The 14800-nt window shown below is 40.5% G+C and carries 19 protein-coding genes, 1 tRNA gene and 1 other annotated feature; of the genes, 17 read left to right on the forward strand and 3 right to left on the reverse strand.

What is annotated here, in order from left to right; all coding sequences use genetic code 11:
• A complete protein-coding gene (locus tag Q3C15_RS04030) occupies nt 1-1512 on the forward strand; it encodes a HAMP domain-containing histidine kinase (RefSeq protein ID WP_204778690.1) in 1512 nt (503 codons plus the stop codon).
• A gap of 35 nt (nt 1513-1547) precedes the next feature.
• Here Q3C15_RS04030 and yidC read toward each other — a convergent pair whose 3' ends face one another.
• Nucleotides 1548-2444, reverse strand: coding sequence for a membrane protein insertase YidC (gene yidC / locus Q3C15_RS04035; protein WP_289554634.1), 897 nt, complete (start codon nt 2442-2444; stop codon nt 1548-1550).
• Between the two features lie 106 nt (nt 2445-2550).
• Nucleotides 2551-2826 carry an acylphosphatase gene (locus Q3C15_RS04040; RefSeq protein ID WP_064208165.1) on the reverse strand — a complete coding sequence of 92 codons (276 nt, stop codon included), beginning with the start codon at nt 2824-2826 and terminating at the stop codon, nt 2551-2553.
• 129 nt (nt 2827-2955) lie between these two features.
• Between Q3C15_RS04040 and Q3C15_RS04045 the strand changes: the two genes are divergently transcribed.
• The 4 genes from Q3C15_RS04045 (at nt 2956) to Q3C15_RS04060 (ending at nt 6570) form a co-directional block, all read left to right on the forward strand.
• A complete protein-coding gene (locus Q3C15_RS04045; protein ID WP_204778691.1) occupies nt 2956-4122 on the forward strand; it encodes a hydroxymethylglutaryl-CoA synthase in 1167 nt (388 codons plus the stop codon).
• 109 nt (nt 4123-4231) lie between these two features.
• Nucleotides 4232-5104, forward strand: a complete 873-nt coding sequence (locus tag Q3C15_RS04050; RefSeq protein WP_064208167.1) for a hypothetical protein — start codon at nt 4232-4234, stop codon at nt 5102-5104.
• Between the two features lie 10 nt (nt 5105-5114).
• Complete coding sequence (locus tag Q3C15_RS04055) at nt 5115-6080, forward strand: hypothetical protein (protein WP_289554545.1); 966 nt, start codon at nt 5115-5117, stop codon at nt 6078-6080.
• 16 nt (nt 6081-6096) lie between these two features.
• Nucleotides 6097-6570 carry a dUTPase gene (locus tag Q3C15_RS04060; protein ID WP_302704302.1) on the forward strand — a complete coding sequence of 158 codons (474 nt, stop codon included), beginning with the start codon at nt 6097-6099 and terminating at the stop codon, nt 6568-6570.
• 83 nt (nt 6571-6653) lie between these two features.
• Here the strand turns inward: Q3C15_RS04060 and Q3C15_RS04065 are convergent.
• Nucleotides 6654-6730: transfer RNA gene (locus Q3C15_RS04065), tRNA-Arg, on the reverse strand.
• A gap of 121 nt (nt 6731-6851) precedes the next feature.
• Nucleotides 6852-6926, forward strand: a sequence feature (ribosomal protein L21 leader region).
• Nucleotides 6927-6942: 16 nt separating this feature from the next.
• On the opposite strand from Q3C15_RS04065, the gene rplU reads away from it, so the two are divergent.
• From rplU to Q3C15_RS04125, 12 genes are all read left to right on the forward strand, one after another.
• Nucleotides 6943-7251 carry a 50S ribosomal protein L21 gene (rplU, locus tag Q3C15_RS04070; RefSeq protein WP_057827774.1) on the forward strand — a complete coding sequence of 103 codons (309 nt, stop codon included), beginning with the start codon at nt 6943-6945 and terminating at the stop codon, nt 7249-7251.
• A 19-nt stretch (nt 7252-7270) separates the two neighbouring features.
• A complete protein-coding gene (locus Q3C15_RS04075; RefSeq protein WP_204778695.1) occupies nt 7271-7591 on the forward strand; it encodes a ribosomal-processing cysteine protease Prp in 321 nt (106 codons plus the stop codon).
• A 22-nt stretch (nt 7592-7613) separates the two neighbouring features.
• Nucleotides 7614-7895: a 50S ribosomal protein L27 gene (rpmA, locus tag Q3C15_RS04080; RefSeq protein ID WP_057827775.1), complete on the forward strand. Its 282-nt coding sequence runs from the start codon at nt 7614-7616 to the stop codon at nt 7893-7895.
• Between the two features lie 58 nt (nt 7896-7953).
• Nucleotides 7954-9033, forward strand: a complete 1080-nt coding sequence (locus tag Q3C15_RS04085) for a Xaa-Pro peptidase family protein (protein ID WP_302704304.1) — start codon at nt 7954-7956, stop codon at nt 9031-9033.
• A 104-nt stretch (nt 9034-9137) separates the two neighbouring features.
• Nucleotides 9138-9695 (forward strand): elongation factor P, encoded by a 558-nt coding sequence (gene efp, locus Q3C15_RS04090; RefSeq protein ID WP_057827777.1) that lies wholly within the window; start codon nt 9138-9140, stop codon nt 9693-9695.
• Between the two features lie 20 nt (nt 9696-9715).
• A complete protein-coding gene (locus Q3C15_RS04095; RefSeq protein ID WP_204778697.1) occupies nt 9716-10144 on the forward strand; it encodes an Asp23/Gls24 family envelope stress response protein in 429 nt (142 codons plus the stop codon).
• Nucleotides 10144-10542: a transcription antitermination factor NusB gene (nusB, locus tag Q3C15_RS04100; RefSeq protein ID WP_283573234.1), complete on the forward strand. Its 399-nt coding sequence runs from the start codon at nt 10144-10146 to the stop codon at nt 10540-10542. The genes Q3C15_RS04095 and nusB overlap by 1 nt, the downstream gene beginning before the upstream one ends.
• Before the next feature lie 120 nt (nt 10543-10662).
• Complete coding sequence (folD, locus tag Q3C15_RS04105; protein ID WP_283573233.1) at nt 10663-11508, forward strand: bifunctional methylenetetrahydrofolate dehydrogenase/methenyltetrahydrofolate cyclohydrolase FolD; 846 nt, start codon at nt 10663-10665, stop codon at nt 11506-11508.
• Entirely contained in the window at nt 11509-12852 is a 1344-nt protein-coding gene (xseA, locus tag Q3C15_RS04110; RefSeq protein ID WP_289554548.1) for an exodeoxyribonuclease VII large subunit, read from the forward strand. It begins immediately after the preceding gene.
• On the forward strand, nt 12849-13085 hold the full coding sequence (locus tag Q3C15_RS04115; RefSeq protein WP_289554549.1) for an exodeoxyribonuclease VII small subunit: 237 nt from the start codon (nt 12849-12851) through the stop codon (nt 13083-13085). Before xseA ends, Q3C15_RS04115 begins: the two co-directional genes overlap by 4 nt.
• Complete coding sequence (locus Q3C15_RS04120; protein ID WP_283580221.1) at nt 13075-13974, forward strand: polyprenyl synthetase family protein; 900 nt, start codon at nt 13075-13077, stop codon at nt 13972-13974. The genes Q3C15_RS04115 and Q3C15_RS04120 overlap by 11 nt, the downstream gene beginning before the upstream one ends.
• Nucleotides 13971-14789: a TlyA family RNA methyltransferase gene (locus tag Q3C15_RS04125; protein ID WP_289554550.1), complete on the forward strand. Its 819-nt coding sequence runs from the start codon at nt 13971-13973 to the stop codon at nt 14787-14789. The genes Q3C15_RS04120 and Q3C15_RS04125 overlap by 4 nt, the downstream gene beginning before the upstream one ends.
• Nucleotides 14790-14800: the final 11 nt, after the last annotated feature.

A 14800-nucleotide genomic window follows, 5' to 3' on the forward strand; every position in this document is an offset into this window, starting at 1 on the left:
ATGAACAAGGAAGTTATTAACGGCGAAAAAATGCAGGAAAGTACAAAGCGGCCAACTTCATTAAAGGTTAAGTGGTCGCTTGGAACAGCCCTGGGAACGACGATTATTTTTGCAATTTTCGCAGTGCTGCTTTTTCAGTGCTTTTCAAGCATGTTGCTGAAACAGGATCAAAACAATGTGCGCAGTGCGTTAAACGCGACGGAACAAAAGTTGAATAACTGCCATCATAATTTAACGATTGAAGATATTCAACGGTCATTTAATATTGATTATTCGCCGCAACGCCCGGCAAAGGATAGTCCGTATAAGGATTCGTTTATTCAATCAGCATCGCATGAAGGGTTGACGGTGAGTGTTTATGACTGTTCCGGCCGTGAATTATATACAACGAAGCATAATACGATCAAGTTTCACAAAGTTAAAGAATTAACGGAAACGCATTACCGGCAGAATGGACATACGATCTTGCTGTTACGGAAGCCGATTCTGGATAAAGGAACCCACCAGGTAATTGGTTACGTTCAGATTTCAAACCGTCTCGTGCAATACGATCAAAGCCGGCACAAATTGATTACCTTATTCATTATTATTGGGCTAACGGTTTGTTTTGCAATTGCGTTGATGAGTTACTGGTTGTCATCTCTTCTTTTACAACCAATCGATACGCTGAATGAAACAATCGATAAAATCAACAGTAATGATGATGAAGGGAAGGCCTTGTCTGAAGTACGGGTTCCAGTTGTTTCAAAGGATGATGAGCTTGCAGAATTAACGGTTTTGTTTAACCGGATGTTGGACCGGATGCACCGGTATGTTGAGCAACAGCAGCAATTTGTCGGCGATGTTTCGCATGAATTGCGGACACCGGTTGCCATTATTCAAGGTCATTTAGAATTGCTTGAACGCTGGGGGAAAGACGATCCGCAAGTGCTTGATGAATCGATCAAGGCCTCGCTTCAAGAAATTGATCGGATGAAGAATTTAGTTCAGGAAATGCTTGATTTATCCCGGGCAGAACAGGTTGAAATTCAGTATAAAAATGAAATTGCTGATGCGCGGGAAGTCGGCTTACAGGTCTTTAACGACTTTAAGATGATTCACCCTGATTTTCAAATTGTATTAGATAATGATTTGAAAACGAAGACCCCGGTTCGAATTTATCGGAACCACCTTGAACAGATTTTGATTATTTTGCTTGATAACGCGGTCAAGTATTCAACTGATCGCAAGGAAATTCACATGGCAATGTCCAAAAATACCCGGTATGTTGAGCTGGTTGTTCAAGATTTCGGAGAAGGAATTTCCCAGGCGAATATTAAAAAGATTTTTGATCGGTTCTACCGGGTCGATAAGGCCCGCAGCCGGAATAAGGGTGGAAATGGATTAGGACTTTCGATTGCCCATCGGTTAGTTGAAGGTTATCATGGCTCGATCAGCGTTGAAAGTGTTGAAGGACAAGGATCAGTCTTTAAAGTTCAGTTACCCCTTGTGAAAGACGTTCAAAAAGAATAATAAAAAAACTCGAAGTTGAACTTCGAGTTTTTTTATTACTTATTTCGATGTTGTTTTCCGGCATTGCGCTGGCGGTTTAAATTATGAGTTTCAGCTGATTTTTCCTGCGCATCCTTAATTTGAGCTTGAATTGGCTTGATTGGTTCTGGATGAACGGGTTTCCGCGCAGCCATTTGGGCTTCAACTTCTTTTTTGATTCGTGGACGCATTCCGTTGATCAATAATGTTTGAAGACATGCAATGATTCCACCTGCAAAGAAGTATAATCCTAATCCGGCAGGAGCAATCCAGGTCATAAAGGCAAACATTACTGGGGTATAAATCATCATCATTCCCGTTGTCATTTTTGCCATTTGACTATTTTGTTGCGGCATTCCCCGGGTTGACAGCCAACCTTGAAGAGCATAGATCAAGAAGGTCAATGCAACAAACGTAAAGCTGCGGCCTGCAAGGTTGATGCCGGAAAATGTTGAGTGGGCCAGGTCAGGTGAATATTCAATTGCGGCATATAATGCAGCAAAGATCGGCATTTGAATCAAAAGCGGCAAACATCCGATTCCGCCGGTCATTGAAATTTCGTTGTCCCGATACAGGGCCATCATTTGTTGGCTTAAAAGCATTTGTTCTTCTTGCGTTTGCGCTTTTTGAGCTTGATTTTGAAGTTCCATTAATTGAGGTTGGATCGCAGCCATTTTTTCTTGCTGAACCGTTGATTTTTTCATTTGACTCAGCATCAATGGTAATAACAAGAACCGGACAACGATCGTAATCACGACGATCGACCATCCGTAACTACCGCCTAAAAGGTTTGCAAGCCACTTTAAAAGGTGTTGGGTTGGAACTGCAAGGTAATCATAAATGAATCCGTATGGCTTTCCAGAGCTTGTACGTTGAACACATCCGCCCAGGAAAAGCGAAACGGTTAAAAACATCCCCGCAAGGATCCCAATTTTTTTCTTTTTCAATTTTCAAATCCTCTCATTATAGTTTCATGAACTATGATAAGAAAAATACATTGGAATTTCAATATCTTCCCGATTATTGATAAGTAACTGAAAAGTCTTTATATGGAGCATGGTCAATTTCAGCGATATGAACATCATCGACCCGGCCGCTCGGGGAAGGCGAAAGCTTAACCTGACTGATAAACTGTTGCAAGGTCATTGGATCAGCTTGAGCTTCAATATAAACAGAGCCGTCGTTCCGGTTCATTACGATTCCCTTTACGCCTAATTCATCGGCCAGCTTTTTGGTCATAAAGCGGAAACCGACGCCTTGAACGAGCCCATAGACTTCGAGTTTGATTGTTTTCATGAAACCACTTTCTTTCTTTAAATTAACAATATTTTAGCATAAATGACCTTTTAAATTTAAGGGTTATGTTTTTCTTTATTGAATTGAGTATGGTAAAATCTAATCTAGATTTTTATCGGAGGGATAATTATGAATATCGGAATTGATAAAATTAGTTTCTTTACGCCACATTTATACTTGGATATGGCGGAATTAGCTGAAGCACGTGACGTTGATCCGAATAAATATTTGATTGGGATCGGTCAAAGTAAAATGGCGGTTATTCCACCGACTCAAGATGTTGTTTCAATGGCGGCGAATGCGGCTGATAAAATTTTGACTCCTGAAGATAAGGAACAAATTGATATGATTTTATTTGCAACTGAATCAGGAATTGATAATTCAAAGTCCGGTGCTGTTTACCTTCAACGGTTGCTTGGATTTAAGCACCAGGTTCGGGTCGTTGAATTAAAACAGGCCTGCTACGCAGCAACTGCTGCAATTCATTTTGCTCATGGTCACATCGCAATGAACCCAGATTCAAAAGTGCTCGTAATCGGAGCTGATAACGCGCGTTACGGGTTAGCAACCAAGGGTGAACCAACCCAAGGCGGCGGGGCTGTTGCAATGTTGATCAGTCGGAATCCGCGGATCTTAGCTGTCCAGGATGATGCAACTTACTGGGCTGACGATGTAATGGACTTCTGGCGTCCGTTAGGCTTTGATGAAGCTTTAGTTGATGGTAAGTATTCAACCAACGTTTACCTTGAATTCTTTAAGCATGTTTTTAAAGAATACCAAGATAACACTGGATTTGATATTTCAAAATTTGATGCAATGTTATTCCATTTACCATACACAAAGGAAGGTTTTAAAGCATTAAAGATTGCGATCGAGGATGCAGATCCAACAGTTGCTGCTCACTTAACGCATGAATTTGAAAATGTTCGGCGGTACAGCAACCAAATCGGAAACCTTTATACCGGTTCATTGTACTTAGGACTGCTTTCATTACTTGAAAATTCAACGGATCTTAAAGCCGGAATGCGACTAGGGCTGTACAGTTATGGTTCAGGTGCGCAAGGTGAATTCTACTCAGGCTTACTTCGTCCAGGATTTGACCAGAACATTGAACACGAAGCATTCCAAAAGGTCTTGGATGCCCGGAAACAACTGAACGTTGCCGAATATGAAGATGTTTATAATTCACGGATCAAGATCAGTGATAAGACCCGGAAACTTGATATCAGTACTGATCCTGCAAAATTTGTGTTTGCAGGGGTTGAAGATTATCAACGGCAATATGTTGTGAAATAAATAACAACAATCAGGTAATTTATAAATGAAACATTGCTTTTGATGGCGTTTTTTGTCAGAATAGAAATAAAGCAATGTTTTTATTTTATAGTAATAAGAGGAGATTTTTATGACAAATGAAAATCAGTTCACTTTATCAGATCATGATGAAGCTACAAAAACATTAACCGAAGCTGTAACAGGCAAGATTCAATATTTACAGACATTAGCAAAGGCAATTGATGATCAAGATGACCGTCAAGTATATGAACTTATTAATTCAAAAAAGTATTCTGATGAAATTTTACATGCCCGCCACGGTGCTCAAGATACAGAAAACGAAAAGTTAGTTGAAGATATTCAACCAAAAATCAGTGCATTTTTAAGCCAAAAGCTGATCAAATACTTAAATGAAATGTACCCATTTTTCTACTTCGAAGAAACCGCTCCGGGGAATTTTCAATTTTATTTTGGAAATTGGTGGGGCCGAAGACTTTTCGGAACCGTTGACGTTTTGAACGTTGAATTTCATTTCGACAAACGCGAATACGAAAAATTATCGAAGGCGTTTGAACTTGAATACGAAAACAAACGGTTAAACAGTGATGCAATCGAACGGCTTTCAAAAGAAAACGAACGGTTGCAAAGTTTGATCGACTCTCAAGATGAACGTGATCAGCAAAAAGAAAAATTACGGGCTCAAATCAAGGCAGTTTCTCAAGAAAAAGTAATGCCATGGGAAAGTTCAAAGCAACGTGAATCAAAGCAAAAGTTGGTTGACCAATTAAGTCATTTAACTGAGCTTGATGAAGAAGCCAATGACGCATACCGGACGATCCGAGATAACGAAGAAACGGTTTTAGCCTTATCAAAGGAAGATACGTTAATTGGATACGAAAAGCAAAGTATCGTATCGAAATTCGGGAACTTTGAAAACTTTGAAGCGAAGAACAAGACCCTTTATCGCGACTACATCGCAAATTTGATTGCTGCAGAAAAATAGGTGAGATAAGATGAGCGAAAAATTACAAACGGTAACGTTTTTCCCAGATGGAACAACAAAACAAAAAAGTAAGGATGCCCGTTCATTAAGTACAACGGGCCGCTTAATGGCATATCGCGATCAATTGAAGAAAAATCTGGATAACGGGATCCACTTTACCGAGATTTTAAATCAATTGATTACAACGGATGATGCGATGGCTTTATTGAAGTCGATTCAACAATTATCGACATATCAACTTGACTCGGCATATTTGATTTACCCGCAACAATATACGCGGCCGGACTTTTATTTGATCTTTTTAAGCCGCCTTCTTGGTTTGCATCAAGCAGAAAAATTGGTTTTACAAGCCAACGAGCAAAATGATGAACTGTATCATGAATTTCCGGGAATCGACAAGTTAGGGTACTTTACGTTTGTGGAAAATCCAGACGGGAGTGCTTACTACGTTGAACAACATACTCAAGAAGCGTTATTCTTTATTGATTTTAATAAGCACTTGCTTCTTTTCAATAGCGAAGCGCTAACAAACTTACTGATCGTTAAGTTGAAGAAGGAAATCAATGAAGAAACGTTACGGAAGTTTGAACTTCAATTACTTGCGATTGGAAAATTCATGAAGGAAGATTATGGATTTGATGTTGATTTCAACATTTTAGATCCATCGAATTATGCATCGTATGCAATTATGGATGATCAAATGCCGCAAATTGCATTGGATAAATTATTCATCAATGCTTCAAATGCAGGTTACATGTTGATTACCGGAATGCATAATGAAGCTGAATTAGAATTGAGCCGAGGCATTAAAATGGCAGTTGAACCTCAGGAAAATGGTCAGTGGATAATTAAAATCAACGATCCTGATAATCGAATTTCATGGTTTGATGTATTGAATAAGTATGATTTCATTCGTGATTGGTACTTGGAAAACCTTGAAAGCCTTGAAATCAAGAATGATCCGCGTTACTACTAATTTATAGAAGGTGAAGATGGTGGATTTTAATCGAATGCTTGGATTAGCACGGCAAAGTGCTTTTCCGGAAATGCTGCCTGCGAAAAAAATTACGCTTGACGAAAAATACAGTAATTTGGTTGTGAATGTCAATTTAAGTTTGGCAAATCTGTTTACGAAGATTCAAGCCAAGGCACCGAAAGCAGAATTGCTTGAAAGTTATTGCCACGGGATGCGTGACTTCTTTGAAATGGCCAACTTCAAAGAATGGGCCTATATCATGTTGATGTCGGATGAAGATCTAAATCAAATCGGACAAAAGTGGAAGAGCGATTCGTTTGCAACGGTTTATTTGATCATTCAGCAGCAAATCAACAAGTGCTACTTTAACCGGCAACCGCAAGCCTTAGTTCATGCTTGGCACATGTATTTGAAACTGGGGCTGATCGATTTAGACTTCGATGAACAAGAAATTGAAGCTCAGTACTTGAAGATGTATGATCAAAATTAGTAATGGAAAAGGAGATGCGATTTATGATCGCATCTCCTTTTTGAGTAAATAAAAAGCACGTTCAATTAGTGAACGTGCACGAATGGTGATTCGGGAGAGATTCGAACTCTCGACAATCCGCTTAGAAGGCGGATGCTCTATCCAGCTGAGCTACCGAACCATTTCAACAACGTTAGTATTATATGATGATTATTCTTAAAAGTCAATTTAATCTTTAAGTAGGATGAGCCTTGACGAGTTGGTTGGATTTTGATAAACTACAACTGTTGTACTTGTGCATAGTACAACTGCAACCGCACGTTTTAAGTTTAAGTGTTCATATGAACCACTAAATTACGGCGAGTCTAAGGATTAATTAAGGAGGTGCACAAGATGTACGCAATCATTAAAACTGGTGGCAAGCAATTAAAAGTTGAAAAGGGTCAAGCTATCTACGTTGAAAAGTTAGACGTTAAGGCTGGCGACAAAGTAACTTTTGATCAAGTTGTCTTAGTTGGTGGTGAAAAGACTGTTATCGGAACACCATTAGTTGAAGGTGCAACCGTTACGGGAACAGTTGAAAAGCAAGGCCGTGCAAAGAAAGTTGTAACTTTCAAGTACAAGCCCAAGAAACACCAACACACAAAGCAAGGTCATCGTCAACCATATACAAAGGTTGTTATTGACGAAATCAACGCTTAATTGAAAGTTGGTTGATATTTTGATTCAAGCACATTTTAATTATCGGTCCGGGAAACTTTCTGGATTTGAATTAAAAGGGCATGCAGATGCCGGTGAATACGGACAAGATATTGTCTGTTCCGCGGTGTCTGTTCTTGCAATCAATACCGTTAATAGTTTAGAAAAGCTTGCTCAGAGCAAACCGCAAGTTTTGTCGGACGATGAAAATGGCGGGTTCCTTAAAGTTGAGCTTTCCGATGACCAAGTGCAACTTCCGAATGTTCAATTACTGCTTCAAAGTTTTGAACTTGGTTTACGGGATGTTGCGAATAGTTATGGTAAATACATCAAGATAAAATAAGCATTGAGGAGGTGCAACTGTTATGTTAATGAACTTGCAATTCTTTGCTCACAAAAAAGGTGGCGGTTCAACTGCCAACGGTCGTGACTCACGTTCAAAGCGTTTAGGCGCTAAGAGTGCTGATGGTCAACTTGTAAAGGGCGGTTCAATCATTTACCGTCAACGCGGTACACATATCTACCCAGGTGTAAACGTAGGTATGGGTGGCGACAATACATTATTTGCTAAGGTTGAAGGTGTTGTACGTTTCGAACGCAAAGGCCGTGACAAACGTCAAGTATCTGTTTACCCAGTTGCTGACTAATGTATTTTGAAAGAGGCTGTGACGAAAGTCCAGCCTCTTTTTTGTTAAGTGAGGGATTATGATGAATAAAACGGAATATCATACGCGAATCAAGAAGGTTCAAACCTTTATTGGGGATCATCATATGGATGGTTTCCTGGTAACTGATCCGGTCAATATTAATTATCTTTCAGGATTTACCGGTGATGAAGGATTGCTTTTGATTACTGATCAAACAGCTTATCTGATTAGTGACGCCCGGTTTCAGGTTGAGCTGATGACCCAGACGATTACAGATTACCGAATCACGAGTGATTATTTTCAAACCGCGTGTCAGTTATTTGAAGAAGATCACTTGGTAGCCGTCGGGTTTGAAGCCTCGATTAGTTATCATGACTATGATTATTTAGATGAAAACTCAGTTGCGGACATCGTTCCAACTGAAAATGTGATCGAATCTTTGCGGGCGGTCAAAAGTGATGCTGAAATTCAGAATTTAAAAAAGGCAGCGGCATTGGCTAAACAAGGCTATGCTCGCTTACTTACTGAAATTCTTAAACCGGGATTTTCAGAAAAGGAAGTGGCTGACCGGTTTGATTTTGAAATGCGGCGGCTAGGAGCTGATAAGGCATCATTTGACCCGATTATTGCAACCGGAATTGATAATACGGTCAAACCGCATAGTGTTAATTCAACGCGTAAAATTCAAATTGGTGATTTGATTCTGGTTGATTATGGTTACTTTTATCAAGGATATACGTTTGATGTTACCCGGGTCTGCGGAATGGGAGTTCAATCACCCGAAATTCACCGGTTAACGGCGGCTGTTCAGGATGCTCTTCTTGAAACAATGCAAATGGTTGCTCCGGGATTGCCGGTTTCTGCTCTTTGGCAAAAAGCAAATGATGTTTTGCAGATCTATCACCTTGATCAGTACTTTACCCACGGAATCGGTCATGGAATCGGCCGGTCGATCCACGAAATGCCAACGTTAAGCTACCGCAGTGATGAACCGCTTCAAGCTGGCCAGGTAATCACGATCGAACCGGGAGTATACGTTCCCGGAGTTGGCGGTATTCGATTGGAAAATGATTTATTGGTTACGGCGAACGGGTTTGAAAATTTGACTGATTTTGATCTGGGATTAACGGAACTCTAATAATCTGCTTGACAAAATAAAGAATTCACGTGAAAATATTCAGTATAGTGATTTCTTTAACTATGTATCGGAAATTCGAAATTTTTACCTGAGGAGGACAAAAAATGATTTCTGTAAATGATTTTAAAACAGGATTAACAATTCAAATTGATGGCGAATTATGGCGGGTCGTTGAATTCTTACACGTTAAGCCAGGTAAAGGTTCAGCCTTCGTTCGTTCAAAACTTAAAAACTTACGGACAGGTGCTGTTCAAGAAAAGACATTCCGTGCTGGTGAAAAGGTAGAACAAGCCCAAATCGATCGGAAAGAAATGCAATACTTGTATGCTGATGGTGACAACTACGTCTTCATGGATACTTCAACATACGAACAACTTGAATTAAACAAGGCTCAAATCGAAGACGAAATCAAGTACTTAAAGGAAAACATGCTTGTTAAGGTTATCATGCATGATTCAGAAACTTTAGGACTTGAATTGCCAAATACTGTTGATTTGGTCGTTGCTGAAACTGAACCAAACATTAAGGGTGACACATCATCGGGTGGTTCAAAGCCAGCTACAATGGAAACTGGATTAGTTGTTCAAGTTCCATTCTTTATCAACGAAGGCGATACGCTTACAATCAATACATCAGATGGTACTTACATTTCACGTGCATAATTTAAAGGAGGCTATTAATAATGGCTGAAGATAATAACATCATTTTAGCAAGTCAAGAACCTAGTTTAGGCGAAATTAAGATTGCGCCCGAAGTTGTTGAGGTCATTATTGGAATCGCAGCAAGTCAAGTTGACGGCGTATACTCAATGCGGGGTTCGTTAGCCAATAGTGTTTCAAAGCTTTTTGGCAAGGAAAATCGGAGTAAAGGCGTTAAGCTTGATCAAAAAGATTCATCATTAAAAGTCGACGTTTATGCATTACTTAACTATGGGGTTTCAGTGCCGAAAGTTGCATATGAGATTCAAGAAAAGGTAAAACAACAAGTTTTGTTTATGACTGGATTGAAATTGGATGTTGTTGATGTTCACATTCAAGGAATTGTTCCTGAGAAGCAAGAACCAACGATCGATCCAAATAATCCTTTTGCAGAAGAAAACGGTGAAGAATAGTGAGTATTACAAGACACCAAATTCGAGAGGTTGCTTTTCAAGCTTTATTCGCGGTGAATAGTAATCCTGATACTGATGTGATGACCGTTGTTGATAATCTGCTTGAAGAAAAGCACGTTTCAAAATGTCCAGATTATTTGCGTGAATTAGTTCAAGGAGTTTTAAGTCATCAAGCTGAACTTGACGACGAAATTGCTTCAAAGCTTAATTCAAAATGGACGTTAAGCCGGTTACCAAAAACGGATTTGATCATTTTACGGTTAGGATTATACGAAATTCAAAATTGTGATGAAATTCCGAATAAGGTTGCGCTGAACGAAGCCCTTCAACTTGCAAAGGAATTTAGTGATGAAAAGCAACGCGGGTTTATTAACGGCGTTCTTTCGAATTTTATTTAAAGGAAAGAGATTGCGGCATACCGCAATCTTTTTTTCTTATCCAAATTCCTTTTTCAAATAATTATTTTGAAAGAGATATGCTAAAATCATAGTATGAATAATTAAGGGAGATTGATTTTGGTGACAACGAAACTGGATGGGAAAAAGCTTTCAAATGAAATTAAAGAAGAATTAAAGACGCGGGTCCACCGTCTTCAAGATAAGGGGATTACCCCGTGCCTAGCGGTTGTCCTTGTCGGCGATGATCCTGCAAGTCAGGTATATATTCGCAATAAAAAACGAGCAGCACAAAAGGTTGGGGTTAAAACGCTTGATAATGTTTTACCGGCTTCAACAAGTGAAAACGAGATTATTGATTTAATTTATTCATTAAACAATGATCCGCAAGTTCACGGAATTCTCGTTCAGTTGCCGTTGCCGCAAGGAATCAACGAGGATCGGGTGATTCAAGCGATTTTGCCGTCAAAAGACGTTGATGGCTTTCACCCGCAAAACATTGGTAAACTATTTATGAATAAGGGAGAACTTGCCCCGTGTACGCCGAATGGAATAATGCACTTGTTGGCAAAATACGGTATTCAACTCGATGGAAAACGGGTCGTGATTGTAGGTCGCAGCAAAATTGTCGGGATGCCGATGATTGCAATGATGCTGAATGCGAATGCAACGGTTACTGTAACTCACAGTCATACTCGTAATTTAAAGGAAATCACCCGGGAAGCTGACGTGGTGATCGTAGCTGTTGGCAAAGCCGAATTTTTGACAGGCGATTATTTTAAATCCAACGCAGTTGTCATTGATGTTGGAATGAATCGTAATGAAGCTGGAAAATTAGTTGGTGATGTTGAAGCTGCTTCAACAGCGGATAAAGTGGCATTTATGACGCCGGTTCCTGGCGGAGTCGGCCCGATGACGATTGCGATGCTTTTAAAACAAACGATTGAAATTGCAGAGAGAAGTATTTAAATGGAACGGAAAGACTATTTAACCGTTACGGCTTTAACCAAGTACATTGCCCGCAAATTTACATATGATCCGTATCTTGAGCGCGTGTACTTAGTCGGGGAAATTTCAAATTTTCGGTTACGGGAAAGACATCAATACTTTAGTATTAAGGACGAAAATGCCAAAATTGAAGCGGTGATGTTTCAATCAAACTTTAACCGAATCAAATTTGTTCCTGAAGATGGGATGAAAGTCCTGGTAACCGGCAGAATTGAGGTCTACGAACAAACCGGGAAATATCAAATCAACATTGAAACGATGCAGCCGGATGGTGTCGGGGCCTTGTATCAAGCTTATGAACAGTTAAAAGCGAAGTTGGCTCAAGAAGGAGTTTTCAGTCGGCCGAAACGTCCGCTTGTTAAATTTCCAAAGCGAATTGCAGTCATTACAAGTCCGTCCGGGGCAGTTATTCGGGACATTATTACGACAACGCGCCGCCGTTATCCAATCGTTCAACTTGTTTTGTTCCCAGCCGAAGTTCAAGGCGAATATGCGAAGGATTCACTGGTTGGACGGCTAAAAGAAGTTAATGCCCGCGGAGACTTTGATACGATCATTATTGGACGCGGGGGCGGTTCGATTGAAGATTTATGGCCGTTCAACGAAGAAGCGGTTGCCCGTGCAATTGCAGATAGCAAAATTCCGGTAATTTCATCTGTCGGTCATGAAACGGATACGACCCTGTCGGATTTAGCAGCTGATGTGCGCGCAGCAACGCCGACAGCCGCCGCCGAGTTGGCAACTCCGGTTTTAGCTGATGAGATCTTGAAACTGAAAGATTATCAAATCCGTCTTGCCCAGGCAATGAAACGGATAATTCAGCTTAAACAGCAACGGCTCTTAAAGTTGGAAAAATCATATATTTTTCGGCAGCCTGAACGGTTATATGATGGGTTTATCCAAAAAATTGACCTGCTTGAAACCCGTCTTTTAGGGAATGTTCAACAAAAATTACAAACTGAACATCAACGGCTTTTAGTTTTAAATGGGAAATTACAAAAGTGTAGTCCGCAGCAGTTGATTCAGGAGCGGCAGCATCGGGTGGCTAATTTAGAAGAACATTTGATTGAACGCACGAAAAACTTAGTGACGGCGAAAGAACAACAGTATCTGCGCGCGAACCATGCCTTGGCGCTGTTGAATCCCCTCAACGTTATGGGACGAGGATTTTCGTACGTAACGGATTCGAATGACCAGGTGATCAAGTCGGTTGATTCTTTGACCGTCCACGATCAGCTGAGTCTTCATTTGAAAGACGGGATAGCACAAGTTGAAGTTCAGGAAGTTAGAAAGGATCAATCATGAGTACAGCAAAACCAACATTTGAAGAACAGTTAAATCAACTCGAACAAATCGTAAATCACCTGGAACAGGGTGACGTTCCATTGGAAGAGGCGCTTGATCAATTCCAAGCGGGAATGAAGTTAAGCAAACATCTCCAGGATACGTTGGAAAATGCGGAAAAGACATTGACCCATGTTGTTGATGATCAAGGAAACGAAAAGTTATTTAAAAAAGGAAATTCAGATGAAGAATAATCAAGTTGAAGAGTTTAAACAGGCAACGATTGCAAAAATTGATCAGTGCCTTGATGAATACCTTGTCGGGTTAGAAAGTTACTCGGTTTTAAAGGAAGCAATGCGCTACTCAGTTGATGCGGGTGGCAAACGGTTGCGGCCGCTTTTGATTTTGGCAATTTGTCAAACATTTAAGGGAACGTATTCTGATTTGGACCTGCAAGCCGCATCAAGTTTGGAATTAATTCACACGTATTCGCTGATTCATGATGACTTGCCGGAAATGGATAATGATGATTTGCGGCGTGGGAAACCAACGAACCATAAGGTTTATGGGCAAGCAATGGCGGTATTAGCTGGCGACGGGTTGCTGACGACTGCTTTTGAGTGGTTAAGCCGGTTAGAGCTTGACCCAGCAATTCAGATTAAATTAGTCCATGCATTAAGCAAGGCAGCGGGTCCTGAAGGCATGGTCAATGGGCAAGTTGGCGACATTCAAGGTGAACAGCATCAATTAACGTTGGCCAAGCTTCAACGTGTTCATCGCGGGAAAACCGGCGCTTTGATTCAATATGCCTGTTATGCGGGTGGATTACTGAGTAACGTTTCTGCGAACCAGCAGGATGCATTAAAGCAATTTGGAATTCAGTTTGGATTGGCGTTTCAAATTTATGATGATATCCTCGATGTTGTGGGAACAGAGGCTGAACTAGGAAAGAAAGTTCATAAAGATCAAGCTGAAAATAAGAATACCTATCCGGGATTGTTGGGGCTTGAAGGAGCCCAGAAAGAATTACGCCATTCAATTCAATTGATGCGTGAAAGTCTTGCGGTGCTTCAACGGGATGGAATTGATATTTCATTACTAGCTGATTTTTTAAATTATTTTAAGATAAAGGATAAAGCATGAAAAAAGAACGAATTGATGTATTACTTGTAAAACAGGGACTTTTTGACAGCCGCGAACAGGCGAAGCGCGCCGTTATGGCGGGTGAAATTTTAGGTGAAAATGAAGAACGGCTTGATAAACCGGGAATGAAAATTGATCCGGAGGCTAAACTGCATTTTAAAGGGACCAAAATGCCGTATGTCAGCCGGGGCGGACTGAAACTTGAAAAAGCACTTAAAGTTTTTAAATTATCTGTGCGCAACAAGATTGTCCTCGATATTGGTTCTTCAACCGGCGGCTTTACGGATGTTGCGCTTCAAAAAGGAGCAAAACAAGTTTATGCACTTGATGTCGGAACGAACCAACTTGTATGGAAATTAAGACAGGATCCGCGGGTCGTTGTTATGGAAAATACCAATTTTCGGTACAGCAAACCAGAAGACTTTACGGAGGGACAGCCGGAATTTGCAACCACGGACGTTTCTTTCATTTCATTAAAGTTGATTTTGCCGCCGCTTCATCCAATTTTGAAGGAAAATGGCGATTTGGTAGCGTTGATCAAGCCGCAATTTGAGGCCGGCCGGGAAAAAGTCGGCAAGCATGGAATCATTCATGATCCAAAAGTTCATGAAGAAGTCATCAACATGATCATTAACTTTGCGGTTGAAAACCAATACGATGTTTGCGACTTGGACTTTTCACCAATTACGGGTGGTCATGGGAATATTGAGTTCTTGATTCATTTAAGGGCCGTGGACCGGGAAGGCCAAATTGCACCTGAAATTGATCCGCATCGAGTCGTTCAACAGGCCCATGCAACGTTACAAAACCAATAATCAAAGGAAGG

Origin of the sequence: Ligilactobacillus sp. 110_WCHN, from assembly GCF_030518115.1 — a bacterium.
Lineage (GTDB): Bacteria > Bacillota > Bacilli > Lactobacillales > Lactobacillaceae > Ligilactobacillus > Ligilactobacillus aviarius_C.